This window comes from Aequorivita capsosiphonis DSM 23843, from assembly GCF_000429125.1.
GTDB classification, from domain to species: domain Bacteria; phylum Bacteroidota; class Bacteroidia; order Flavobacteriales; family Flavobacteriaceae; genus Aequorivita; species Aequorivita capsosiphonis.
The window spans coordinates 13,147-39,859 of sequence record NZ_AUBG01000012.1 but is presented as its reverse complement, the minus strand read 5'-3'; the positions used below and the strand labels follow the sequence as shown (position 1 = coordinate 39,859).

The window sequence follows — 26,713 nt, the reverse complement described above, 5'->3', positions numbered from 1 at the left end:
CAATTATAGTGTTTACTTAGAAATTGGGATTGAGCTATAAAGGAAGAATGCTGCATTTTTATTAAGCATACATCCTTAAAATCTCCACTAATTCAGGAATGGAATGTATTTCCAGTTTTTCAAATACCCGATTTTTATAAGTGCTTACCGTTGAGGTATGGAGGTTTAATTGGTTGGAGAGCTCTTTTAATGGCAGTCCTTCAACTAACTTGTTTGCAACTTCAAGTTCTCTGTTTGATAAAGTTTCAAGAGGGGAGGAGCTTTGTGGTTTGTTAAGGGTATGTGAAAACATGGAATCTCTTATTTCCTCACTTATATACCTACCTTTTTGAAGCATTGCGGAAAGAGCTTCATCAATTTTCTCTTTGGAAGAAAGTTTGTTTAAGAACCCATCCGCACCCATTTTTAAATAGCGCAAGGCGTACAATTGTTCATCTTGGGAAGAGAAAACAAGTATCTTTAATTTTGGTTGTTTTATATGAATAAAATCGATGGCCTGCTGTAAGGTACCATTCGGCATGTTTACATCAAGGATAACAAGTTCAAAACTTTCTTTGGAAATAAGAGCGGAAAGTGATTTATAATCTTCTACTTCAGATAATAGGGCGTGGGGACGAAGCTGTTTTATAACTTGCACAAGTCCCATACGCACTATACCGTGATCATCCGCAACTAAAATGCGAGTGCCAGTGTGCATGGTAATTTATTTTTCGATTTAGGGCAGGATAACAGTGATTTTGGTGCCCACATTGTGGGTAGAATCAATTTCTATTTTTCCTTGCATCAAGGATACGAAATTTCTGACAATATTCAAACCTAATCCGGCACCTATTTCTCCATTTGTACCTTTAAAAACAGGGCTTCGAAAGGTGAAAAGAGATTCTTGGATCTCTAATTCCATCCCCGCTCCAAAATCGATTATAGATAGAGTTGTAGTGTTTTTTGTTCTAAAAGCTTCAAAGTGAATAGGTTTATCTCTATGTGAATATTTGATGGCATTGTCTAAAAGCTTTTCTAAAATGGCAAAAATTAAAAATGGATCAGTTTTAAAAACCAAACTTTCATCTCCTTGAAATTGGAAGTTTATTTTTTTGGCAGCTAGCTTTTTTTCAAACTTCGTTTTCAACTTGATAAATAAGTCTAAAGCCAAAAGATTTGATTTTTCTGGTTTAAAACCATTCATTTGGGTTTTAAACCATTCGTTTGTATCTGTAACTGTTTGGAGATTTTTTTTTGCATCCTGATGTATTCTAGGCAATAATTTAAAAAAATCATCTTTAGCAATGGTCTCACTTTCCACTGCTTCGGTTAACCAGATCAAACTTCCAAAAACCTCTTTAAAATCGTGCGAAAGTAGTGAGATCCAACCTGACTTTAATTCGTTTTCTTTCTGTAAGCGTTCTATTTCAGCGGATAGTTTTTTTATTTCCGATTTCATTATTTAAATATTCGTTTGATCTTTTCTGCTACCCTTCTTTGTACTTGTTGTAGCGCCTTATGATTTTTGGATGCGAAACTTTCGTTTTTTTATTTTTAACTTTCCCCTTGATTCATTTTCACTCCCAACCATTTTGAAAGCATATTACCCAAGGATTGCTTTAAGAGTGGTTTGGTTAAAAAATCGGTCATTCCGGCTTCTAGGCATTTTTCCTTTTCTCCAGGTAGACTTCCAGCGGTAAGTGCAATTATGGGGACTTCCATATGCGCTTCAGTAGCTCTGATTCTTCGCGTAGCCTCGAGACCGTTTAAAGTTGCCATTTGTACGTCCATTAAAACGATGTCTGGCTGTTCTTGAAGATATTTCTCCACTGCTTCCTCTCCATTTTTTGCCTCAAAAACTAAGGCTTCAGAAACAAGACTTTGTAAAAACAACTTTGTTAGGTACATATTAACTTCGTTATCTTCGGCAATTAAAATTTTTAGACCGGGAGTTTTCGGCACCAGAGGAATCTCGTCAAGGGTTTTGATTTTGTCCAATGCAACATTCTTGAGTCCAGACAAAATCTGATACATCTGCTTCATGCGGATGGGTTTTACGAGCCTACTCTCAATTTCCAATTCATCGCAGGCTAATTTTAGCTGATCGTCATCAGAAGAACTGTATAACACTATAAAAGGTTGTTCATGGGTAGGGGAGGGTTTTAGACCCTTTATTTTCCGTATTGTTTCAATGCCATCCATAACGGGCATGTGATAATCCATAATTATTACATCAAACTCTGGATGATCTATCATAACCAGCAGAGCTTTGAGGCCGCTATCGGCCTCTTCCACCTCAATACCTTTGATTTCCAACATCCGTCGCAAAATTTTTCTGTTGTTTTCATTATCATCAACAATCAGTACTTTTTTGATTTCCTGTAGGCCATTCTCTATTTCCTCACTTTCTACTTTGAATTCAAGATCAAAGAAGAAATTACTGCCTTTTCCCTGCTCACTTTCCAGTTGCAACTTAGAGTTTGCCAAAGCCAATAATTTATTGGAAATAGAGAGTCCCAGTCCTGTTCCCCCAAAACGCTTGGTGATGCTGCTATCTTCTTGTGAAAAAGCATTGAATATTTCTTGTTGTTTGTTCTCGTGGATTCCAATTCCAGTATCCTTAACTCCAAATCGCAATTGCATTTTTCCGTTTCCGTGATCATTTAATATTTTAATATAGAGCTCTATTTCACCGGTTTCCGTAAATTTTAAAGCGTTGCCCAAAAGATTGACCAGTATCTGTTTTAACCGCATCGCATCAGCCCAGATATATTGAGGTATGTCATGATCAATATCCATCAACATCTCCAAACCTTTTTTATTTATTCCGTAGGACACAATATTAAATGCTTCTGAAACCACTTCCTCCACTTCAATTCTATCAATGGCAAGTTTCATATTGTTGCTTTCCATTTTGGAAAAATCTAGAATATCATTAATGATACTGTACAGTGAAACCCCCGATTGGTTAATGATCTCTAAATACTGTTTTTGGGTGTCATCCAGATTTGTTGCGAGGGCAAGTTCTGTAAACCCGATAATCCCATTTAATGGAGTGCGAATTTCGTGGCTCATATTCGCCACAAACTCAGATTTTGCTTTATTCGCTTCTTCTGCCTCGGTTTTTGCTTTTTTAAGTTCGTAATCCAATTTCTTTTGCTCGGTAATGTCCAGCACATTCGCCAAAACTTGTTTGTTTCCTTCTGCATCTTCATCTAAGGCACTTGTAAAATACCAGATCGCTTTTTCCCCATTTTTTTTGATAATAGCCATTTCTCCCGAAGCATGTTCATAGTGTTGTACTGCCTGCAAATAAGCTTGTATCTGCCCGTGTTTTTCAGGATCGATCAGATCAAACAAAGTGGATTTCTGCATTTCTTCTTGAGAATAACCGGAGGCTTTAAGTCCGGCGGGATTAACCTCTAAAAAGTTACCCTCCAGGTCGTGAACACTCAAGATGCCTTCAATGTTATTAAAAAGTCGATAAAACTTTTGCTCGCTCTTTTTTAGAAGCTCCTCGCGTTTTACAAATTCGGTTACATCGCGACCTATAACAAATATCAATTTAGTTTCTGTTTCAGGAATACAGGTCCATTCTATCCACTTAACTCCGCCTTCTTTAGTATGATATCGATTCGTAAAGTTGACAACTGGTTTACCTGTTGTGAGTTTCTGCATCACTTCTACAGTGGCTCTTCTATCCTCGCGATCAATAAAATTGATAAAAGGCGATGCCATAAATTCTGCATCTGTCCAGCCTAAGGTTTTGGAAAATGCCGGGTTCAGCTTCAGAAACTTTCCCTCGAAGCTCACAATCCCTATGAGATCGCTTGAAAGTTGAAATAGATGATCGTGTTTTTCTAATCGCTGTTCCTTTTCTTTGCTCAATATCCATTTTGTAATCTGCGCTGCCGCTTTTTGAAGCGTTTTGTCATCAGATTCTGTAAAGGTTCGTTCTTTGTTGTCAATGATGTTTAGTGTCGCAACGTGTTGGTCTTCTGAATTAAGTATAAATTGAGATTTCCAAAATTTCACATCTATATCACACAAGGTAGAAGTTGATCGTTTAAACTCTAAGTTGTGCTTATCAATAAACTCTTCAGGATTGTATGAACCTTTCGGCCATATTTTTAAAACGGAATCGTTGGAAGAGGCCAAAACATACGAATCGCCTTCCTCAAAAAAGACAACAGTACACAAAGCGACATCTGTCAATTCTGCTACAGAGTCAACTAAAAACTGAAAGGTGTCTGTATAGCGATCGCTAAGAGTTTCGAATCGATCGATTAACTGTTGTGGAGTTGCTGGGGACTGAGAGTTCGGTTTTGCCATTGTTTTGGGATGATGAATTTTTGAGAAATATTTTATAGTGCGGTAAAACTGTATATAACGTTAATAGAATAAGTGTCTTTTTCCTTCGCCACCAATGATTGGGCGGCAATAGGGGAAATGGTATATTTAATATTCAAATTTTTATCGAGAATGGGTGTTCCATTGGCAATAATTTTTTGGGAAGTAGGAGACAGGGAAACATTTGGTGATTCTCCTTCTACGCCCACTTGCAAAATACTGGATGCTACATCAGACTGGACACCAGATTTTCTAAAAAAAGGTACATCTGTTTTAACGTACAGCTCATAGGTTTCATTATTTGAGATCCTTAATTGATTCGGAATTAATTTTGACTGCCCATTTTGATAATGAGCTATGGTGTTAAATTCAAAATTAACTGCACTGCCCGAGGTGGGAATGGTTATTTCTGAAAGCGGAAGTACCTTTAATGTGAAGTCGATATTCTGTTGTGAAGCAGTGGTGTTATCTGTGCTTTTTGCATTTAGATTTATCTGAAATTTATAGGTTCCCGCCTCGAAAAATTGATTTTTAAAATCTGATTGGGATACGGAAAGATTTAGTTCAAATTCATTTCTATTGCCGTTTTCAACATGGAAGCTATTGCCCTGAGTAAAATCTTTCCAGCTAGCAGTGAGCGGTAAAGTTGCTATTTTTGCGTTGTTGCCGCCAAGATTAAACATGGAAATATTGCGCGTTCCCTGTACTCCTTTTGATGAAGTAAACTGAATGTTGGAGGAAGCACTTTTAGCAAATAACTTAAAGTTGACGGTATTTCCTAGAGCAAAAACGCCCAGTTCCTTCGAAACGCTTGGGGGGGCCACTCTGAACTGTTCCAAAGAGTTTATTTCCTTATAACTGACGTTGCTGGCCGTAAGCCAAGAAATTGTCTGAGGAATGGAAATTAGTAAATTGAAGGAGTTTGGGGTAAAATCGTTATCATAATTATGCGTAACAACTAAGGAGTAATTTCCAGCTACAAAGGCATTATTTAAAAAAGCTTCGGCAAGCATTTTAAATTTGAACGTTATGTTTCCTTGTTTATATCTTCCCGAAGGGTGTGGATAGTACCAAGCTTGCGGGCTAGTAGTGAAAGATTGGAAGCCGGGTAATCCATCCTTCCCTTGGAGTGGAGAATCTTCTCCTCCAATGCTATCAAATTGCCAATTAAGCACGGAATTTGTTAATAAAACTCCCGATAGGGTGGTGTGGGAAAAATTTTGACTGTTTATGGCCCAGATTGCTGGGTCGTTATGATTATCCCACTTCTTATTTCTTTGGGCATTCATAACAGTTTGAATCGTTACGAATTCTGCTCGATTAAAAATATTATGAGCAGGCACAACAATATTTACATCCTGCGCCTCCACCGTCATCAGTGTTCCAAAGAATAAAAGAATTCCTAAAATAATCAATTTATAAATTTTCATATTCTTGCTTTATTAAAATTTCTTCACCTTAATTTCAGTATCCTTTTTTCTGTATTTAAAAATCAAAGGGCGCGCATAATCCGCACTTTCTACCACAATTTTTTGGGAAGGATTAATGTATTCATATTTGCTGTTTTCAATATAGATATCGTACGTGCCATTGCCTAAGAAAAACTCAAATTCATTGTTTTGGTCTACCACGGTACTACTTATAGTACCTTCATTGTCTTTCGCATATATCACTACGCCGCGTACATACGTGTCTAACTTATCATAGGCTTGCTTTATTTCTACTAATTTTCCGATTACCATATTCTTTTTCACCAAGCCAATTTTTAAGGTTTTATTTTGGTTTACAATAATGCTTGCATCTGTAATCATCCGCAAGCCGGCAGTTTCGTTAATTTTTATGGTATAGGTTCCATCGGGAACATTTGAAAAGCGAACTTTACCGTTCTTGTCTGTAATAGCAACAAAGTCGTTCAGTTTTACCGTTTCATCAGCAATGACAACTTCATCGGAATCATAAACCCCGTTGAAATTTTTGTCGTGATATAATTGTAAACTAACTTTATGATTCCCTGCAGCTGTTGCTTTTATAAAGTATTTTTTAATCCCGACCTTAAACTGATAATTGCTTCCTGAAAAGCCAAAATTCATCGTTGAATTATATTCGGAATAATTCCCATAGCCCGTAGCAGCCCAGCTTTGGGAGAATTTGTATTCTATATTACCATTTAGTGTTTTGTTAGTATTACTATATAGTTCAGAATAATTAATTCCTGCTGAAATTGCTCCTGTAAGTATGTTGTTAATGGTTTGGAAGTTATAGGAGGCATAGGCATTATAATTGAAAAAATTCTTGGCTTCCATATTGTAATAATTGAGATCAATCACGTCATTGGGATTGATCTGGGCAGAAGCATTTAGGGAAAAACCCAAATAACGATAAGATAAAGTGGTTTTTAGACTGTGAAACCAGAGCAGATTTGAAGGTCTAGAATATGAGTATTCTGCGGAAATATCAAGGCCGTGACCATTAAAGGAGGTTCCTATATTGGTGCGAAAGCGGTACGAAAGTAATTCCTGTGCAAAAGAAGTATTTATACTTTTCTGTCTTTCAATTTGTGGAGAAAGTGTAAAACTCCATTTTGCAAGCGAAAACTGTGTTCCCGTCTTTAACGATTGCGTGCTGTAAAAGTAATATGGATAATAATCCTGACCGCCATAATCACCGGTTTGTTGCAGGCTTAAATATTCAGGTTGTACTTGGGAGTTCTGGTATTGCAAAAATAATCTTCCGAATTTAGAGATTTTATAACCTATATTTTGATTAAAGTTAAAAGAGCCGCGATTTAGTCCTGCATAGCTTTTACTCGCTATATCGTTTAGGGATTGAAATTCCCATTTCCCAAATCTAGTTTCGTAATTTAATCCTGCCGAGATACCTGTATTCTGATCGTCGTTTACGCTTCCTTTCTCGTGGCTAGCACCGGCTTCTACCCTAAAATTATGTATAGCACCTCCCACAAAGGAAGAAACAAAATTTGCCACTTGAGTGTCGGTCTCCAAACGCGGATTGTGGTCAAAAATATAGGAAAGCTTTCCGTTGAACTCATTGGTCTCTCCAAAGCTGAATTTTGCTCCTGCTATTTTGGATCCTTTATTCTCCGGAAAATAGGTCCCGTAGAGATTGTAGTTATTGTCTAAAGCGAAAACCTCTACAGCTTTGTTTTCGCCAATTTTGGTCTTTATCAATCCTCCTCTTCCCGATACAGAATAATCGTAATCGTTTGCGTAAACATTCCCTAGGCGGAGTAGGGAATTTTTTCTTTCCAATTCAAACCAAGTGTCGTATAAATTATACTGGTTTTCGGAAAAATAGTAATCGGTAGCAAGATTAAACCTTCCTTGCATATCCTTTCCAATTAAAAACTCGGTATTACCCTTTAATTGCAGATAATTGAAACCACTGCTCTGTTCATTATAGCCAACTTCTACAAAATTTTTACCCATTTCAAGACCGGGGCCGCGCATTACCTGCCGGTTATTAGACAAGATGATTAGCTTTAAATTGGTGTTCCCTACTTGTTCGTTATTTATTAAATCGGTTGCTCTTACACTGATATTATAATCTGGGTAAAAATCTCCTTGATGCCGAAGTGAAACCCGAAACTCGACCAATCTTTTTTCTTGTCCTTCCAAGGAAAGAGTAATTTCTTTTGGCTTTACCTCCAAGCCATCAGGTACGGTTTGAAATGTGAGCTTGATGGAACGTTGGGAGTAGCCTCTGTTCTCAACAAACAAAGAAATAGTAGATTCAGCTTGCGCAGGATTGATATAGGTTTCGCGCGAAAAGGAATATAGGGCAATGTGTTTTTCTTCATTTCTGTCAACAAAAAACGAAGCTTCCAAGCTTTTCTTTTCTCCTTGAATAAGGTATGATAGCTGGTAGCTGATTTCTTGCGATTTCATTTTCATAAAATCCGTATTCACTAAAAACTTTATAGGCAAGCGTTTTTTTTCGTCTTTTGCTAGGGTATAGGTGGATTGTGAAGATAAAAGAAGTCCTGGGTATTTCTCTTGAGGTGCGATGTTTTCAACAATAATCTCGCTTTCACTTAAATTCTTTAAAACAAGAAAATTGATAAAACTTTGTCCCTGTTCTACAGAAAGCGTATCCTTTTCAAAATAAAAACCCAGTTGATTTTCGTTTTGGGCATATGCATTGAAAAGGCCAAAAAGCACGAGTGCCAAAATTGGAACTGTGTTTTTTAGGTTAGGGTACGGTATGCGATTAGGGGATTTCAATTTAATTTTTAAAACTCAAAAGTTTTTTCGCCGACTCTTAAATCGTTGGTTCCCGCCATTTTTATGATAGAAACTCCTAGGTAAGATCCAGAAAGCCCTTCGGGAAGTTGAAAGTTTACAACTTGTTTGGTTCCGGGAAGCATGGAAATGTTGATAGGGTTCAATTTAAGTTCTTCACCTGTGCTTGTATTTGTAAGTTCCAACTCTACCGTGGCATCGTTTACCAAATTGCCATCGTTTTCTATTCCAACGGCAACTTTGGGAGCTGCAGCGGTTTCAGCAGTGATGTTCTTAATACTAACAATGTCTAAACTTAGATTAGTATTGTCCAAAGGAGTATAATAAACGTGCAGACCAAATTCAAACAAAGTGATGATTCCAATCCCTTTTTGTTGATCTGCAATATCCTTTTGCTTGCCTATCTGTGTGAAAAACAACATAGCGTTAGTCACTTCCGAAGTAGATGCGTTTGCAGGAATCTTCATAGTAACCATAATCTCCTTGTCATTTTTAGCTGGAAGATTGACGGAAGATTCAATCGTTGAAACCCAAGAAGAATTTGAATTTTCCAAGGTGTTAGGGTCAAAATATACTTTGTTGCCATCTTCTTCTCTTTTCCAATCTTTTGTGTTGACGTTAAAAACATAATCGATATCGGAACTGTTGCTTAGAATTACAGGCAAACTAACCGTTTCGCCCGGACTTCCGGTAAAGAACAATCGCGTGGGCGACATAGAGATTCCTTGAGCTATGGCTGAAGAACCACAAGTAAGTATAAGCAATAGAAGAATTGAAAACTGCAGGTAGGTACGCATTGGAACTTTGGGGATTTGAATTAAAAAAGATTCCCAAAATTACGTTAAAAATGTAATCTAGGGAATCTTTATGAGTTAAAACCGAAGTTATAGAGCCGTAGCGGTATAAGTTACATTTTGAGTATAAGTGCCAGCTGGTTTTCCTAAGATATCAGCGGAAGATGATTTGGCTGCAGGAATTTCGTAATCCAAGTCAAGCGTTAAAGCACTTCCAAGAGGCGCATTTCCAATAAGTACTTGGTCAGCTGTCGATAGTACAATTGTGTTTTGAGTACCTGCCATTGATCCACCCGTTGCGGCTTTGATAGTTAAAACATCTACTGGAATGTTGTTTGATCCATTTATAAAGTTTGCGCCATCTGCTTTTACTTTTACGTCAAAGTTTTTGGTTGAGGTAACGATCAAACTATTTGCAACAGTTGCTGTTTTTGTAGAGTTGTAATCTTCAGCAGTTACATAGTTGAAATCTACAGCACCACCATTCGCAACACTTCCTGCATCGATTGAAATTACATCACTCAAGATAATATTTACTGCTGTTGTGGCAGTGTGGTTTTGAGCCTGAACATTGTTAGTTCCAAATACAATTGCTCCAAGAGCTAAGGTTGCGATGATAAGTTGTTTTTTCATAATTTAGGGATTTAGGGATTTATTATTAATTTTTGATTTTGTCCTTTACTTTGTTTTGACACTACAAAGATAGAACGCACTTGAAGTTTATTTTGTAGTAGAAGTTGTAAGTGTGTGTAGTAAAATATCTACAGGAGGGAAGATTGCCACGAATGCGCTAATTGTTCAAAGGACGAATTTCATGTCTTGAGATTATTAATTAGGCATTGTATTAAAGCTGAAGGAAGAAAGGGAGGATGCTATAAATATATCAAAAATTGTGTAAGAAGCGATTTAGGTTGCGGAGGTAGCTGGTATTTCTTTGGTGTGGGTAATCGTCATGGAAACTTGGTATTTCAAAATAATACATTTGTGAATTCGTGGTGAAAAGCTGAAGAACTGTACCAGCATAAAAAAATCCCCTTCTATTAGTCATGATGGCTAATGGAAGGGGAAAGCTAATTCGTGCTGGTCAAACTATAGCGCAGTAGCAGTATAGGTTATCTTTTGTGAGTAGTGACCAGCGGGTTTACCGAGGATATCCACAGAAGAGGATCGGGCTTGGGGAATTATATAATCTAAGTCGAGGTTTAATTTACTTCCCCTGTCTGCGCCGCTAATCAAAACCTGATCTTGAGTGGACAGAATAATAGGAGAGGAGGTTCCTGTTATTTGTGAACTTTCGTTGCGTTTAATGGTCAATACATCCACCGGAATACTATTGGATCCATTTTCAAAGTTTTCACCATTGGCTTTAACCTTTAAGTCGAAGGGTTTGCTAAAAGTTATAATAAGACTGTTGGGAATAGTGGTTGTTTTCTCGGAATTGTAATCGTTTACATTTTCATAATGAAAATCTACACTTCCATTATTTGCTGCACTTCCTGGATCTATTGAAATTACATCTGCCAATACGAGGTTTATAGTTGTAGTTGCATTCTGGGCCCATATGGTATTGGTTCCAAATAGTACAAGACTTACAGTAAAAGCTATGAGAATAGCTATTCTCCTAAAGTAGTGAAAAAGTAGGTAGGTGTTCATTTCGATCTGGGGTTAAAAATAAAACCCGAAGGTAGGCCAAAGAACTAGTATTAACAAATTTTATTACCGTTAATCCGATTTTATTTCACTTCGTCGATTTTTTTAATGTATTCATTAATTTAAGGCGATTTTTTTTCTTTTATTCAAAATACACAATGGAACATTAGGAAAAATTGCCGATTTCGCACTTTTATAAATAACATATATGGATAGTGCTGAGACGTATTTTGAAAAGGAACCCAAAAAGCTACTAGGACTAAGAGATTTAAAGCTGTGTCGTTCCGTCAAGTTCAGTCTGTGATCCATTGTCAAAAAAGATAATCGCTTGTAAATTAGCCTCAAACTAAAAGGATTCCCAAGATTACAGCAACTGCAATCAAGGGAATCCCTAAACTCTGCGTTAAATATTTTTTGACTTATAGAGCGGTAGCAGTATAAGTTACATTTTGAGTATAAGTGCCAACTGGTTTTCCTAAGATATCAGCGGAAGATGATTTGGCTGCAGGAATTTCGTAATCCAAATCTAGTGTTAAAGCACTACCAAGAGGAGCATTTCCGATAAGTATTTGATCAGTTGTTGATAATACAACGTTGTTTTGTGTTCCTGCCATAGTTCCACCAGTTGCGGCTTTAATAGTTAATACGTTCACAGGAATGTTGTTTGTGCCATCCGTAAAGTTTGCGCCATCTGCCTTTACCTTTACATCAAAGTTTTTTGTAGAAGTAACTTTTAAACTAGTAGGAACGTTAACAGTTGTATCTGTGTTATAGTCCTCTGCTGTAACATAATTAAAAGCAACGGAGCCTCCATTGGCAACACTTCCAGCATCAATTGAGATTACATCACTCAAAATAATGTTTACTGCAGTTGTAGCGGTTTGCGCTTGTACATTGTTAGTTCCAAATACAATTGCTCCAAGAGCTAAGGTTGCGATGATAAGTTGTTTTTTCATAATTTAGGGATTTACGATTTATTATTATTATTTGATTTTGTCTTTTACTTTGTTTTGACACTACAAAGATAGAACGCACTTGCAGTTTATTTTGTAGTAGAAGTTGTAAGTGTGTGTAGTAAAACAACTACAAAGCCCTTACGGAAGGATTCTTATGAGGTGGCTTTAAATAGCAACACCTATATATAGAGTGATCTATATATCCTTCGAGATTAATAGCTAAACAGTATTCTAAAAATCTTCTTATTCTTATATTAAGTTAGTTGGAAGGCTTAATCTATAGCTTTAGGCGAAACAAAAGGTTTATTAGAAATCAGTAAAATGCAGTAGTTTCTAACCAGCTATATCATATTTGCGGGATTTCTGGTTGCCATCATTAGGGTAGATGTCTGGTTTTTTGAAAGCTTGGATGTTATGGTGCATTTATAAAGCAGCCATGAATAAATCCTGCAGCCGACTTGGAGCGGAGCCGTTTTTTTTAGGATAGCTTTGGTATTTTAATTCACACATAACTTTTGGCGAACAAGGAGTCGAGCCAAACCCGAGCAGACAATCTTGATATCCCCAAAATTTTAAGTTTTCTGCAGTAATTGAGGTTGTTAATCTAGCCTTTAACCATCAATTAACAACAGATTAACCCAATTTTCACTTTTACAAAAGGCTATTCTACTATCTTTATAAAAGAAAAAAAAATTGAATATTAACCACTAAAGAAAAACAAATTATGAGTGCATTTTCAGACAAAGTAAAAGGTAATTGGAATATTGCCAAAGGAAAAGCCAAACAACAATGGGGCGACCTTACGGATGATGATTTAGATTATGAAGAAGGTAAAGAAGACGAATTGAAAGGTCGAATCCAAAAAAAGACTGGTGAAACAAAAGAAAACGTCAATAAGTTTTTTGACAATATGAAGTTTGATTAAATTTAATCAGATTATTAAAATTAAAATCCCGCTCAATGCGGGATTTTTTATGTTTTAGATTATTATAATCTGTCTGTTAAGCCCTAGCTTTACAAGCAGATTCTTTTTTGACTATTATAATTATAAATTCACATTTCAAAATTCGAAACACTAACCCATAGATTCAATGATTCAAGAAACAATACAAAGTAGAAGAGCAGTATTTCCTGCGCAATATAACGACCAGCCAATAAGTAAAGCAGAGGTCGAAACCATTTTAAAAGCTGCAAATTGGGCGCCAACGCACAAGCGGACAGAGCCATGGCGTTTTAAGGTTTTCCACGGGGAAGCTCAGGAAAAGTTAGGAACGTGGAATGCCGAAAAATATAAGGAAACTACAGCCAACTTTAAAGACGTTACCTATAAGAAGTTTTATGATAATCCCACAAAATCTGGCTGCGTAATCGCAATCTGTATGCAACGCGAACCAAAGGGAAGCCTTCCGGAATGGGAAGAAGTTGCAGCCACAGCTATGGCCGTACAAAATATGTGGCTAACCGCACACGATCTCGGAATTGGTGCTTTTTGGGGAACTCCGGGCACCATGAATTACCTAAATGAACTAGTGCCGATGGAAGAAGGAGAAAAATGTTTGGGCTTTTTCTTTATGGGAAAATATGACGGTGAACTTCCAGAAGGAATTAGAAAATCCACCATCGAAGAAAAAACAGTTTGGATCTAATTAAGGTTCAAAGTTCAAAGTAAAAAATTAAAATGAGACCTGTTAGGTTTTATGGTTTTCCGATAAGCTGAAAATAGCGCGGTAGAACCATTAAAAACCGAACAGGTTTTTTTATAAATTAAAATTTGTAACTAATTTATTAGTTTAAACTAATAAATTAGTTACATTTGTAGTCTAGGATACAACATCTTATATCTCAAATCTAACATCTAATGTCTATAAAACCAAAACAACTCACCAAAGCCGAAGAAGATATTATGCAAATTCTATGGGATTTGGAAGAAGCGAATGTTGCTTCAATTATAGAAAAATTGCCCGAACCGAAACCAGCATATAACACGGTTTCAACCATAGTTCGGATTTTAGAAAGCAAAGATTTTGTCAATTACCGAAAGGAAGGAAGAGGCCATGTATATTTCCCAAAAGTGAAGAAAACCGAATATAGTAGTCAATCCCTCAATAAATTAATGGACGGTTATTTTCAAGGTTCGTTTAAAAGTATGGTTTCTTTTTTTATGAAGAAAAACGATATCAGCATCCAGGAAATGGAGACTATTATGAAGGAAATTAATTCTGAAAAAACCAAAAAATGATACACACCATCTTACAAATACTGACATTTCAAGTACTGTTTTTGGCGGTATATGATCTTTTTCTGAAAAAGGAAACTTTCTTCAATTTAAACCGAATCTACTTATTGCTCACGCCAGTTTTAGGCTTTATTTTACCTTTTATTAGTTTTGATTTTATTCAGCAATATATTCCGCAAGAATATATTATTCAGTTGCCAGGGGTTATTATTGGTGGCGAGGTTTCAGAAACTGTTTCAAATGGAACTTCCTTGTGGATCACGGGTTTACTATGGCTTTGGCTCTTTGGAATGGGGATTAGCGCGCTTTTCTTTTGTTGGAAATTATATAAAATAACTAAACTGAAATCTGCTGGAATTATAAAAAATCTTCCGGATTATAAACTAATACTTCTTCCGAAAACGGACACTGCTTTTTCTTTTTATAAGACCATATATTTAGGTGAAAATATTTCCGAAGAAAACAAGACAAGTATTATTGCGCACGAAAAAATACACATTCAGCAAAAACATACGATAGATCTGCTGTTTTTTGAAGCGCTTCGCATCCTGTTTTGGTTTAATCCGATGATTTATCTCTTTCAAAATAGAATGACCACCCTCCACGAATTCATCGCCGATGCTGAGGTTACAGCCCAAAACGATAAAAAGCAATATTATCAAAGCCTGCTTTCAGAAGTATTTCAAACCGAAAAAATTTCATTCATCAATACATTTTTCAATCAATCATTAATCAAAAAACGAATCATTATGTTACAAAAATCAAAATCACATCGAAGTAATTTAGCAAAGTATTTATTGATAGTTCCACTTCTTGGAGCTATGCTGATTTATACTTCTTGTTCAGACTCCATGGATAGGATGCAAGAGGAACAGACTTTAATGGATCCACCTCCACCTCCACCTCCACCTATTCCACCTCCACCTCCACCTCCAACACTAGCCACTGGTGAAGATATGGATGTTCCTTATTCCGCTATCGAGCAAGTTCCCACTTATCCTGGATGCTCTGGCGACAATGAAACGATGAAAAAATGTATGTCCACGAAAATTGCTGAATCCATTAATTCCAATTTCAATACTGGAGTTGCCGATGATTTAAAACTCTCGGGAAGACAGCGAATTTCTGTTCAATTTAAGATTGACAAAACCGGAAATGTTGTGGATGTTACAGCTCGTTCACTTTCAAATACTGCTGAATTGGAGGCAGAAGCCATTCGAGTTGTAAAACTCCTTCCGCATATGGAACCAGGAGAACAAAAAGGCGAAAAGGTGAGCGTGCTTTATTCCTTGCCTATTGTTTTTGATATAGTGGAATGAAAAAAGCAATAATACTTCTTGCCCTATTCATATCATTTAAAGCCGGAGCCCAATCTGCTTCGGCTTCTTCTGTTTTACAAAACGCGGACAGCCTTTATGAAATTGGCGATTATAGCAATGCAATTAAACACTATAAGAAAGTCACGATGGATGCCGCAATTGCCACGAAAATTGCAAAGGCTTATGTCGCTATCGGGAATATTCCTAAGGCGCTACATTATTATGAACAAGCAATTTCAGAAACCAATCCACCTGGAAAGGAGAGAAAAGGGGATATTCAACTACAATTCGAATATGCAAAACTCTTGGGTCAATCTTTAAAGTACCAGAAAGCAGATAACATTTTTAAAAATTTGACAAATGAATTCCCAAGCAATCCTAACTTTATATATCAGAGAGCCTTGCTAAAGGAAGCTCAAAACGATTCTACCGCGATAGAGGCTTATAGAGAAGTATATCGTTTGGATACAAATCATATAAATGCTGCCTATAAAATCGCCCGAAATTATATTGAAAACAGAAGGTTTTTAGACGCTGAAATATATATTAATAAAGGCTTGGCTGTGGATAGTAGTAGCGTTCGGTTTCTAACTTTACGCGGATTAAAGCAATTTCACACCAAAGATTGTCCTGCCGCGATTGCAACATATCAGAGACTCTCCGCTCTTGGAGAGAGCAACATCCAAATACACGAGAATTTGGCATTTTGTTATTCCTATACCAATCAATTTGAAAAAGCATTGGAAGAATATAAAATATTGCTCAATAAGTTTGATGACAAAAACCCTAAATGGCATCTCGAAGTGGCCAAGGTTTACCGAAGCTTAAAAGAATATGAAGAAGCACAACGTCATATTAACATCGCTATCGCCCTTCAAGAAATTCCATTATCTGACATGTATTTGGAGATGGCTTCAATTTATAATTGGAAACAGGATTATAAAAAGGAGATGGAAGCTTTAAAAGCAGCATTTCGCAACAATCCCTTAAACGAAATGGCTCTTTATAAGCTCGCGGTTGCTGCGGATAATTATTTTGCAGATAAAAAAACGGTTTTGCTTTATTATCAAAATTATTTAAAGCAATTTTCTGAAAACGGACGTATGCGAAATTTGGCAAAACAACGCGTATCCGATTTAAAAAAAGAACTTCATTTCGCAACCGATTAAGTTTGAGTAAATTTGTACTTTTCAAGTTAGAATTTATTCTCAAATGAAGCATTGGTTTATCTGTATCTCCATTCTTTTTCTGGCAACTTCCTGCCAGTTTTTTGAGACCGAAAAGGTTTCCTCGGAAGAAATGTTTAAGGAGGAGATGGGCACCATAAATTGGAAAGATGTAGATAACTATCCGTCTTTTTCCAACTGCGAAAACGCGATAGAAAAACCCCAACAGCGAGAATGTTTTATAAATACAATTAGCTCACAACTCTACAAATCCATAAGTCACGAAAATATGGTGGCAGCACGGGATATTTATGATACCGTAAAAGTAAAATTTGAAGTGAGCAGCAAAGGCGAGCTTTCCATTCGTGACATAGAAATTGATACCCTCTTGCAAAAAGAATTTCCACACCTGGAGCAGTGGCTTATGCAAAGTATTGATTCGCTACAACCCGTGGCTCCAGCCTATAAACGCGGAATTCCTGTGAAAACGCAATTCACTCTGCCGGTAATCATAAAAACAAATTAACGGGCAGATTTCTAAAGATTGAATTTATAGCCGAGTGTGAAATCTATTGGAAATTCGTCATTGCTTTCCACGCTCAAACCTACAATATCATTGTAGTTAAAAGTGATATATCCATTTCCCACTTTGTAATCTGCACCAATCCCGAAGGTTATTGGGGCGTTAAAGTCACTGCCAGATGTGGTGGTTGTTACTGGAGGCGCTAACTCATATAGTTTTGTGTCTTCCCTTTTGAAATAGGTGAGTGCCGCAAATTTACAGTTAACGAAAGCATCGAACTTTGGTGTTTTTACAAATTTAAAACGATAATTCAACGATAATTGTGAAGCTGAATATTTATAGGAGTTACCTTTTACGGTTTGCTTAAAACGCAATACCATAACGTGTCTTTTCAATTTTACGGCATCAATCATTTCTAAATCAACTCCTGCCAAAGCTTGAGCCGTATTGTAGGTGTTCTCGGTATAAACACTGTTCGTAATCCCCACAAAAGCTCCAAGACGGAATTGCAAGTGAATAGATTCCTTATCCTCCTTAAAACTAGGATCTCTCTTTTTGTTGTATGTAGCAAAAAAGGAGTGTAAACTTGGTAGTGTCAGCTTTACCTTCTCGGTTGAAACAGGGGCATCACTGGTTTGTTGTTTTAGAGTCGTCTTGTATTCTTCTTGATATTCGCCATTTTGTTTTGTGTTTTTAAGTTCCACAATAGTATCATCTTTCTTTGAAAAATAACGGTATTCCCCATCAATGGTATTCCAAAGTAAGGTGAGTGAACCCTCCACTTCGGTTTTCAATGTATAAGTCTGTGCATCAACGGAATATTCTTGCTGCGCTTGCAAACTTCCAATTGAAAGTAGAAGTGATAAAACAAAAATTGAAAGTAACGATTTCATAAGGACGTGCTTTAAGCTATGGCTAATATAAATAATTAATCTATTTGCAACTGCCATTGTTATAATGGAAAAAGTTGAATTCGTGCACCGTTGAATGTCCTACGTCATAAGTCATTCAGTCTTAAGTCATTTTTTTTATGCTTCGACCCTTCCACAAATACTTCCCACGGAAACTTCCCAAAACCACTATAAATATCACTGCAGCATATACAAATGTCTGCAATGGAAATTTCCAAAAGGAAATCTTTACATTAAAAAATTGCGCAGATCGTTGAATAAAAACAAAATCCGTGATTATTTTAAAAACGATAAGTAACAAATAAACCAGCGCACGTTCCGAATCGAAAATCATAAGAATCGGCAATACCAAGATTGAAATATTTACCAGAAAAACCAAGGCACCAAGAAAAAGTGACGTTATACTTTTCTGTTTTGAAGTTTTAGAAGCCCAACGTATTCGCTGATTTATCACATCTTTCCAATTTTTCTGCGGCTTTGTTGAAACAATTGCTTCTTCAGATTTTAAAAATTGAACCCTCCCAGGAAAAGTCCTTTTCATCTTTTCCATCAGAAAAATATCGTCTCCACTTGCAATATGATCATTGCCTGAAAAGCCGTTCACCTCTAAAAATGCATTTTTGGTATATGCCAAATTTGCACCATTGCTCAAAAGCGGATTATTAAAACCAAAACCTCCAACGCCAACGGCTTGCAGACTCAACCCATCTAATTCCTGAAAGTTTTCAATAAAACTATCGGCAGATTCATACTTCACAGGACCACAAACCATCATTGGATTGTTTAGCTGAATAAATCGATCAAAGCTTTTTAACCAATTTGACGAAAGTGTACAATCAGCGTCGGTGGTTGCTATCCATTCAAAATTTGCTTGTTGGACTGCTTCAGAAATGGCGTCTTTTTTTGGAGAATTGGAAACGCGTTTATTCTGAATAGTTTTAATGGAAAACTTACTTTTCTGTATTGCTTCGTAAAGGATCGCTTCAGAATTATCTTCGGAAGCATCATTCACAAAAATGATTTCGAACGATGCTTCGGGATACTTCAGCTTTTCAATGCTTTTTAAAAGGTCGGGAAGATTTTCGGCTTCATTTCTAAAGGGAATTATAACTGAAAATCTGGTTTTGGGAATTATTCCTTCAGACCTGTCCGACAATTCGGAGAAAGAGAATGTGCGCACTTTCTGAAACCCATAAACCCATGCCATCATACAAAAAAAGTACAGAGTAAAAAGTGTCAAAAAGGCCCAAATCATCGGATGGTGGGTTGGTAAGTGATAACGTAAAAACTTCCTAAGATTGAAGGAATCACAAAATTTAAAAGCCACATTGCGAAGACGGTTGAAAGCACAGTCAACTCTGGCACTCCTACATAAGAAAAGAGCCACACCGCAACTCCGCCGCGGATTACCACATCAAAAATAAAAAGCGTAGGCAGAACGGAAACCAAAAAATACATGACAAAAATTAAGAGGTAAGCTTCGGAAATAGAAATATTTGCATCAAAAAATATTAACAATCCTAAGAAAAGGGAACTGAAAATTATATAGCGAATGATCGAATAAAGACTTGCTTTCAGCTTTATCGAAAAGGCAGTGTTTTTAAAAAAACGAACTATTTTCCCAATTGAAAAGCCTTTGAAAAGCAATTCTTTTTCTTTTAAAATATAACCAATTCCAAAAAGAAAGCCAATAATCAAACCAACAATTAAAATCCCTTCGTAGGAGAGTGAAAGATTGAATTTCTGAATCAAATAGAATAAGCCAATAATGCCGAACACGGTTGTTACCAGCATTTGAATCGCCCCAGAATAAAAATTGAGCAGCAATACTTTTTTTCGGTCTTGCGCTTCAAAATATAATGCTTTGGCACCGTACTCTCCAATCCGGTTAGGAGTTGCCAAGGAAACAGTCAATGATGCTAAACTCTGTTTCATTGCGGTTTTAAAATCTATTTTTTCAAAAGAGGAAACCAAAGTCTGCCACTTCAGGATTTCAAAACACCAATTGGCGGCTGCAAAAAGAAGGAATACAACAATGAGATATCCAGAAACAATTCCCCTGGAAAAAATCGTTCTAATAAATTCTTCGAGATTCAAAACCTCAGTACTCCTTACCTTATGAATGATAAACCCGAAAGAGATTGCAACTACGAGAAATTTAGTGGCAGTAAATAGGTGATTTTTCTGTTTGGCGGTGATGGCAATCATGATGCTAAAATACTAAATGAATTGGTTTGCCTACGAACTAAAATAAAATCAATCAGTTGAAAAGAAAAACCCAGACTTAATTCTTAACGAATTGTTGCCTGTTAAGGGCTTGTTAAACCACATGCATTATGTGGAGGTAGCTATATTAATGATTAATTTTAATACCATAAAATCTCCTATACTATGCAACAAGATATCTACAACCTCAAAAAAACGCTCGACACCGCCAAAGACAGGCCAACCTATTATAGTTTACCAGAACTTCAAAAACAAGGACACAATATTGAAAAACTTCCTTTTTCAATAAGAATTCTTCTTGAAAATGCACTTCGAAATTATGATGATTTCTCGGTAACTAAGGAACATCTGGATTCAGTTTTAAATTGGAAGCCTGAAAAAAGCGAAAAAGACGTAGCTTTTAAGCCCGCTAGAGTGCTTATGCAGGATTTTACGGGTGTTCCCGCGGTTGTAGATATTGCTTCTCTACGTGCCGAGATGGCTAGAAAAGGAGGAGATGCATCAAAAATAAATCCATTGATTCCTGTGGATCTTGTGATAGACCATAGTGTGCAGGTGGATTATTTTGCCGCACAATATGCCTACGAACAAAACATGGAAGAGGAATATAAACGAAACAAGGAGCGCTATACCTTTTTAAAGTGGGCGCAACGTTCGTTTGATAATTTCAGCGTGGTGCCACCGGGAATGGGAATTTGCCACCAAGTAAACCTTGAGTATTTTTCTAAAGGCGCAATTGCGCGCGACGGAATGGTTTTTCCAGATACACTTGTAGGAACTGATAGCCATACGCCCATGGTAAATGGAATTGGAGTTGTCGCATGGGGTGTTGGTGGAATTGAGGCCGAGGCTGCAATCCTGGGGCAACCCATCTATTTTATAAGCCCAGAGGTAATTGGTTTAAAACTTACCGGCGACCTTCCTTTAGGATCTACGGCTACAGATTTGGTGCTTACAATTGCCAATCTACTTCGTAAATATGGAGTGGTTGGAAAATTTGTTGAGGTTTTTGGTCCTGGACTGGATAATCTTTCCGTGCCGGATAGAGCTACTATTGGTAATATGTCGCCCGAATTTGGTTGTACTATTACTTACTTCCCCATTGACAATAAGACTTTGGAATATATGCGGGGCAGTAATCGAAGTGAGGAACAAATCCAGTTGGTAGAGGATTATTGCAAAGCCAATATGCTATGGCGTGAAAATGAAGACAAAATTGAATATACAGATGTTCTGGAATTGGATATTTCAACGGTACAACCAAGTGTTGCAGGCCCGAAACGACCACAGGATAAAATACTACTAAAAGATTTCAAGGAGAAATTTATTGATTTACTTGGTAATGGCTTTGGAAGAGAATACATAAAACCTTCCGAACGCGAAGAAGCTATTACCAGATGGAGGGAAGAGGGTGGAAGCCAACCCGTAGAACAATCGCACGATCCGTTGCCAGATGTTGAGGTGGAAGAAGCTAAGACCAAGGATGGATTAAAAACAGTATGGATCTCCCACGGTAACGAAAAATTCATGCTTTCAGATGGTGCTGTGGCTATCGCTGCCATTACTTCCTGTACCAATACATCCAATCCATTTGTGATGATAGGGGCCGGCTTGGTTGCTAAGAAAGCCCGAGAACATGGTATTGACGTTAAACCTTGGGTTAAAACTTCCCTTGCACCAGGATCAAAAGTTGTGACAGATTATTTAGAAAAGTCCGATTTGCTTAAAGATCTTGAAGCACTTCAATTTCACTTGGTTGGTTATGGCTGTACTTCCTGTATTGGAAATTCAGGTCCCTTGCCGCCGGCAATTTCAAAAGCGGTAGAAGAAAATGATTTAATTGTGACTTCTGTGCTTTCCGGAAACCGAAACTTTGAGGCGCGAATCCATCCACAGGTAAAAATGAACTTTTTGATGTCGCCTATGTTAGTCGTGGCTTTTGCCATAGCTGGAAGGGTTGATATTGATCTAACCACAGAACCTTTGAGCTGTGATAGAAATGGTAAGGCAATTTATTTAAAAGATATCTGGCCTACTGACGATGAAATTCATGAAGTAATGAGCGCAGTGCTTACGCCAAAAGATTTCAAAAAGAATTATGATGAAATTTTTGAAGGAAATGAAATTTGGAAAAATCTAGAAGTACCGGAAGATAAACTTTATCAGTGGCAAGATGATTCCACTTATATTAAAGAAGTGCCGTTTTTCAATAACCTTTCAGATGAGCCACAGCCTTTAAAAAATATTGAAGGTGCCAGAGCTTTATTAATGCTTGGCGATAGTATTACTACAGACCATATTTCGCCAGCAGGAGCTTTTGCGGAAGACTCAGCGGCCGGAAAATACCTGAAGTCAAGAGGAGTAGAAAAGAAGAATTTCAATAGTTATGGTTCCAGACGTGGAAATGATGAAGTAATGGTACGTGGAACTTTTGCCAATGTGCGTATAAACAATCAACTCTCCAACAAAGAAGGCGGATATACAACATACCTTCCTTCTGGGGAAGAAATGACCGTTTTTGAGGCTTCGGAAAAATATATTAAAGACAAAACCCCACTTATTGTACTTACAGGAAAGGAATACGGTAGTGGTTCTTCTCGTGACTGGGCTGCCAAAGGAACTATTCTCTTAGGAATAAAAGCCGTTTTGGCAGAGAGCTATGAACGTATTCACAGAAGTAATCTAATCATGATGGGGGTTTTACCACTTCAGTATTTGGAAGGTGAAACTGCCAGTTCACACGGTTTAACAGGAAAAGAAGTTTTCAGTATTACCGGTATTGAAAGCGATTTAACACCTTTAAAGAAAGTAACTGTAACTGCCAAGACCGATGATGGCAAGAAAATTGAATTCAAAGTTCTTGCAAGATTAGATTCCCCAATTGAGGTGGCATATTACCAAAACGAAGGAATTTTACAATATGTGTTACGACAGTTTTTAAAAAAATAGATTCTGAATCGGAATGCGGGTTTTGAGATTCGTTAACTCATGATTGGTGACTTATTAACTTGAGATTCGGAATATCTATCAGAGGATATACTCAGTGATCTTTTCGCGTATTCATTATTTTGAATTGCTATTGAAGGTGGCTGAGCCTGCCTGCCTTTTATTTGGTAGGTGTTTTGAAAGCATATCCCGAGATTCGTTTGACTTAAAACTGTTGCTTGCTTTCAAAATGTATCGAAGCCTAAACAACTAAAACATTGATTCTAATTGTAAGCCCTAGATTTCTCCGTAAAAATTTCATTGGAATTAGCCTTTGGCCTTTTGTGGTTTTAAAACATCATTACTTAAAAGAGGATACGGTTTTCTTAAACCACGAAGGCATTCATCTGCGTCAACAACTGGAATTACTGTTGATCTTTTTCTATTTGTGGTACAGTGTAGAATTTCTGTTTCGCTGGGTTCAATATAGAAACCGAAACCAAGCCTATAGAAATATTTCATTTGAAAGGGAAGCATATCAAAACGAGGAAAATCCAAAATATTTAAAGACTCGCCAATTCTACGGATTCTTGAAATATCTATAGAATTTAAAAGCTCTAATTTAGTTGCGATTTGATGTTCTGGTTTACACTGATATCTCAGAGGTTTCAGGTTAGTCCGAACAAAGAAAATTCAATTATTCCCTTTACAGTCAGCGTAGAACTGATTGAATTTTTGACCTTTTGTCACCCTTTAGGGATGGGGTAAGAACAAAATGTCGAAAATTGGATATTGCAATTATAATAGCAATTTTAAACTAGAGCCGATTTTAAAAAAAATGACTTTACCAGAAATCCTAATTCATTTATTCGACAAACAGCAAAAGATCTAATTCGAATAAAATTATCAAAGTGGAATTGTCAACCGCAATAAGTAATAATAGTAAAAGAAAATAGTAATAACCTGTTGTGCATTTTAGTCTAATGAACGTAAATGAACAAAATCTTGTTTTTTCCCTCTCCCGATAGAATCTATCGGGACAAAAGGATGAAATAAAGATTTCGATGATAATCCCTTTGGGGTTTGGGGTGCGTCTTGACCCCCGCCCCCCTAAAGCGGAGGATAAGAATTTCGAACACATTTAATAGCTAGCCGTATCTAGCTCCCTTTAGATTTGGGTAATATTGTCAAAATATGTTCAAAATGCACAATGGATAGTAATAATAAATAATAACAATAAAGAATAAACAATATTAAAAATGAACATCCTCTTTTCCCCGTTAAAAATAAAAAACACCACTTTTAAAAACCGAATGGTTGTATCCCCAATGTGTATGTATAGCTGCGTTGATGGTTATGCAAATGATTGGCATTTAGTACATTTAGGAAGCCGCGCCGTGGGAGGCAACGCTTTGATTATTCAGGAAGCCACCGCCGTTTCGCCCGAAGGAAGAATTTCTTATGGCGATATGGGGATTTGGAATGACGATCATATCATAAAACCCAGAGAGATTGTGCACTTTGTTCATTCACAAAAGGCTCTAATGGGAATCCAACTCGCACATGCTGGTCGTAAAGCAAGTCATCACTTACCTCTTGATGGCGCTAAAAAGATTGCTCCCGATCACAGAAATGGTTGGCAAACCGTATCTTCTTCAGCTTTACCTTTTAGAGAAGACGAAGCTCCGCCAGTTGCTTTAGATGCGGAAGGGATTGATAAAGTAAAAAATGATTATAGAGACGCCACGATTCGTGCCGAAAAAGCTGGATATGATGTAGTTGAAATTCACGCCGCCCACGGTTATTTGTTTCATCAATTTTATTCGCCATTGGCAAACGAACGTACTGATAAATACGGCGGAAGTTTTGAAAATAGAATCCGACTTTTGTTAGAAGTTACTGAAATTGTTCGAGACGTTTGGCCTGATGAAAAACCCTTATTTGTTCGAATTTCGGCTACCGATTGGACTGAAGGAGGTTGGACTGTTGAAGATTCTGTAAAGCTTGCTGTGGAACTAAAAAAGCGTGGCGTTGATCTTATCGATACTTCTTCTGGCGGAAACGTTCCAAAGGCAACTATTCCCAGTGAGCCAGGATATCAAGTGGAATTTGCGGCTCAGATTAAAAAGGAGGCAAATATCTTAACAGGAGCAGTAGGGCAAATTACAAGTGCGGCGCAATCTGAAGAAATTCTAAAAGAGGGGAAAGCCGATTTGATTCTCTACGGCAGAGAAAGTCTTAGAGATCCCTATTTACCCTTTCACGCCGCCGATGAATTAAACGTAGATGTTAACTGGCCGCTACAATATCAAAGAGCCAAATAATAACTAAAAAAAAATGCGAAGCGCTGCGAAATAGATTTTCTTAAATCAGGTTTGGCCAGAGTTTGCAGTTAAAAGATAGTATGAATAAAGAAGAAAATTTAATAAATATCCCGTTTTCGATTTTGGATTTGGTTCCCGTAATTGAGGGCAGCTCCCATAAAAGGGCGATGGAGAACAGTGTGGCTTTGGCCCAACATGCCGAAAAATTAGGCTATAAACGCTTTTGGATTTCGGAACACCACAATGCCGAAAGCCTTGTAAGTTCGGCCACGCCTTTACTGATTGGTTATGTAGCTGAAAACACAAAAAGCATTCGCGTAGGTTCGGGTGGCGTTATGTTGCCCAATCACGCGCCATTAATTGTTGCGGAACAGTTTGGAACGCTCGCCACGCTTTATCCAGATAGAATCGATCTGGGATTGGGACGTGCTCCGGGAACGGATCAAGTTACCGCAAAAGCGCTAAGAAGAGAACGGATGGAAACGGTAAACGACTTTCCAAACGATGTACAGGAACTGCAACAATATTTTTCAAAAACGAATAAAAATAGTCTTGTAAGAGCGATTCCCGGAGATGGATTGGAAGTGCCTTTATATCTCTTAGGCTCTAGCACTTATAGCGCCCAGTTGGCAGGAGCTCTCGGTTTACCTTATGCTTTTGCAAGTCATTTCGCGCCAACACATTTGCACGATGCTCTAGGTTTATACCACAGCAATTTTGAAAACTCCAAGCAATTAACAAAACCGTATGCCATGGCCTGTGTAAACGCGGTAGTTGCAGATACCGATGAAGAAGCGGAATATCTAGCCACTAGCGCAAAGCTGTTTATGCTTAACATTATCAGAAACACCCGCTCTCCACTTCCTCGGCCTGTAAAAAGCATGAACGGACTCTGGAGCCCTATGGAAGAAGCTCACGTTTCTAAAATGATGCAGTACACTTTTATTGGTAGTCAGGAAACTGTTCGGAAAAAATTGGTCAAATTTATTTCTGAAACCAGAGTGGATGAGGTTATTGTTGCTGCACAAATTCATAATCAAGAGGCTAGGTTAAGGTCTTTTGAATTGTTGTCAGAAATTCGAGAAGGAGTATAAA

The 26,713-nt window shown here is 37.3% G+C and carries 22 protein-coding genes; 9 read left to right on the top strand and 13 right to left on the bottom strand.

The window, feature by feature from the left end; translation table 11 throughout:
* Positions 1 to 61: 61 nt before the first annotated feature.
* The 9 genes from G440_RS0110510 to G440_RS0110470 all read right to left on the bottom strand — a co-directional run bounded on the left by G440_RS0110510 (position 62) and on the right by G440_RS0110470 (position 11,988).
* Complete coding sequence (locus tag G440_RS0110510; protein WP_026451271.1) at positions 62 to 697, bottom strand: response regulator transcription factor; 636 nt, start codon at positions 695 to 697, stop codon at positions 62 to 64.
* An 18-nt stretch (positions 698 to 715) separates the two neighbouring features.
* Positions 716 to 1,438, bottom strand: a complete 723-nt coding sequence (locus G440_RS0110505) for a sensor histidine kinase (protein WP_026451270.1) — start codon at positions 1,436 to 1,438, stop codon at positions 716 to 718.
* 95 nt (positions 1,439 to 1,533) lie between these two features.
* A complete protein-coding gene (locus G440_RS19825) occupies positions 1,534 to 4,311 on the bottom strand; it encodes a PAS domain-containing hybrid sensor histidine kinase/response regulator (RefSeq protein WP_084426711.1) in 2,778 nt (925 codons plus the stop codon).
* A 32-nt stretch (positions 4,312 to 4,343) separates the two neighbouring features.
* Positions 4,344 to 5,759: a hypothetical protein gene (locus G440_RS0110495; RefSeq protein ID WP_026451269.1), complete on the bottom strand. Its 1,416-nt coding sequence runs from the start codon at positions 5,757 to 5,759 to the stop codon at positions 4,344 to 4,346.
* A gap of 12 nt (positions 5,760 to 5,771) precedes the next feature.
* Positions 5,772 to 8,507, bottom strand: coding sequence for an SdrD B-like domain-containing protein (locus G440_RS0110490; protein ID WP_245574854.1), 2,736 nt, complete (start codon positions 8,505 to 8,507; stop codon positions 5,772 to 5,774).
* 71 nt (positions 8,508 to 8,578) lie between these two features.
* Complete coding sequence (locus G440_RS0110485; RefSeq protein WP_245574850.1) at positions 8,579 to 9,385, bottom strand: fimbrial biogenesis chaperone; 807 nt, start codon at positions 9,383 to 9,385, stop codon at positions 8,579 to 8,581.
* An 87-nt stretch (positions 9,386 to 9,472) separates the two neighbouring features.
* On the bottom strand, positions 9,473 to 10,015 hold the full coding sequence (locus tag G440_RS0110480) for a hypothetical protein (RefSeq protein ID WP_026451266.1): 543 nt from the start codon (positions 10,013 to 10,015) through the stop codon (positions 9,473 to 9,475).
* A 456-nt stretch (positions 10,016 to 10,471) separates the two neighbouring features.
* Positions 10,472 to 11,035 carry a hypothetical protein gene (locus G440_RS0110475; protein ID WP_034259394.1) on the bottom strand — a complete coding sequence of 188 codons (564 nt, stop codon included), beginning with the start codon at positions 11,033 to 11,035 and terminating at the stop codon, positions 10,472 to 10,474.
* A gap of 416 nt (positions 11,036 to 11,451) precedes the next feature.
* Positions 11,452 to 11,988, bottom strand: a complete 537-nt coding sequence (locus G440_RS0110470; RefSeq protein WP_026451264.1) for a hypothetical protein — start codon at positions 11,986 to 11,988, stop codon at positions 11,452 to 11,454.
* 724 nt (positions 11,989 to 12,712) lie between these two features.
* On the opposite strand from G440_RS0110470, the gene G440_RS0110465 reads away from it, so the two are divergent.
* The 6 genes from G440_RS0110465 (at position 12,713) to G440_RS0110440 (ending at position 17,235) form a co-directional block, all read left to right on the top strand.
* A complete protein-coding gene (locus G440_RS0110465) occupies positions 12,713 to 12,913 on the top strand; it encodes a CsbD family protein (protein WP_026451263.1) in 201 nt (66 codons plus the stop codon).
* A gap of 166 nt (positions 12,914 to 13,079) precedes the next feature.
* The gene (locus G440_RS0110460; protein WP_026451262.1) at positions 13,080 to 13,634 is read left to right on the top strand and encodes a nitroreductase family protein; all 555 of its coding nucleotides are present in this window, start codon (positions 13,080 to 13,082) and stop codon (positions 13,632 to 13,634) included.
* A gap of 212 nt (positions 13,635 to 13,846) precedes the next feature.
* Positions 13,847 to 14,227: a BlaI/MecI/CopY family transcriptional regulator gene (locus tag G440_RS0110455; protein ID WP_026451261.1), complete on the top strand. Its 381-nt coding sequence runs from the start codon at positions 13,847 to 13,849 to the stop codon at positions 14,225 to 14,227.
* Entirely contained in the window at positions 14,224 to 15,543 is a 1,320-nt protein-coding gene (locus G440_RS0110450; protein WP_026451260.1) for a M56 family metallopeptidase, read from the top strand. The genes G440_RS0110455 and G440_RS0110450 overlap by 4 nt, the downstream gene beginning before the upstream one ends.
* Positions 15,540 to 16,712 (top strand): tetratricopeptide repeat protein, encoded by a 1,173-nt coding sequence (locus G440_RS0110445; RefSeq protein WP_026451259.1) that lies wholly within the window; start codon positions 15,540 to 15,542, stop codon positions 16,710 to 16,712. Before G440_RS0110450 ends, G440_RS0110445 begins: the two co-directional genes overlap by 4 nt.
* Positions 16,713 to 16,755: 43 nt before the next feature.
* The gene (locus tag G440_RS0110440; protein ID WP_026451258.1) at positions 16,756 to 17,235 is read left to right on the top strand and encodes a hypothetical protein; all 480 of its coding nucleotides are present in this window, start codon (positions 16,756 to 16,758) and stop codon (positions 17,233 to 17,235) included.
* An 11-nt stretch (positions 17,236 to 17,246) separates the two neighbouring features.
* Here the strand turns inward: G440_RS0110440 and G440_RS0110435 are convergent, their stop codons facing one another.
* From G440_RS0110435 to G440_RS0110425, 3 genes are all read right to left on the bottom strand, one after another.
* Positions 17,247 to 18,125: a hypothetical protein gene (locus G440_RS0110435; protein WP_026451257.1), complete on the bottom strand. Its 879-nt coding sequence runs from the start codon at positions 18,123 to 18,125 to the stop codon at positions 17,247 to 17,249.
* 121 nt (positions 18,126 to 18,246) lie between these two features.
* Positions 18,247 to 19,353, bottom strand: coding sequence for a glycosyltransferase family 2 protein (locus G440_RS0110430; protein ID WP_169718957.1), 1,107 nt, complete (start codon positions 19,351 to 19,353; stop codon positions 18,247 to 18,249).
* Positions 19,354 to 19,394: 41 nt separating this feature from the next.
* The gene (locus G440_RS0110425) at positions 19,395 to 20,351 is read right to left on the bottom strand and encodes a lysylphosphatidylglycerol synthase domain-containing protein (RefSeq protein WP_051285295.1); all 957 of its coding nucleotides are present in this window, start codon (positions 20,349 to 20,351) and stop codon (positions 19,395 to 19,397) included.
* Between the two features lie 183 nt (positions 20,352 to 20,534).
* On the opposite strand from G440_RS0110425, the gene acnA reads away from it, so the two are divergent.
* Complete coding sequence (acnA, locus tag G440_RS0110420; protein ID WP_026451254.1) at positions 20,535 to 23,318, top strand: aconitate hydratase AcnA; 2,784 nt, start codon at positions 20,535 to 20,537, stop codon at positions 23,316 to 23,318.
* Between the two features lie 303 nt (positions 23,319 to 23,621).
* Here acnA and G440_RS21645 read toward each other — a convergent pair whose 3' ends face one another.
* Positions 23,622 to 23,816, bottom strand: coding sequence for a hypothetical protein (locus tag G440_RS21645; RefSeq protein ID WP_157417937.1), 195 nt, complete (start codon positions 23,814 to 23,816; stop codon positions 23,622 to 23,624).
* Between the two features lie 737 nt (positions 23,817 to 24,553).
* Here G440_RS21645 and G440_RS0110410 point away from each other — a divergent pair.
* Positions 24,554 to 25,618 (top strand): NADH:flavin oxidoreductase/NADH oxidase, encoded by a 1,065-nt coding sequence (locus G440_RS0110410; RefSeq protein WP_026451252.1) that lies wholly within the window; start codon positions 24,554 to 24,556, stop codon positions 25,616 to 25,618.
* Between the two features lie 80 nt (positions 25,619 to 25,698).
* The gene (locus tag G440_RS0110405) at positions 25,699 to 26,712 is read left to right on the top strand and encodes an LLM class flavin-dependent oxidoreductase (RefSeq protein WP_026451251.1); all 1,014 of its coding nucleotides are present in this window, start codon (positions 25,699 to 25,701) and stop codon (positions 26,710 to 26,712) included.
* Position 26,713 lies beyond the last annotated feature (1 nt).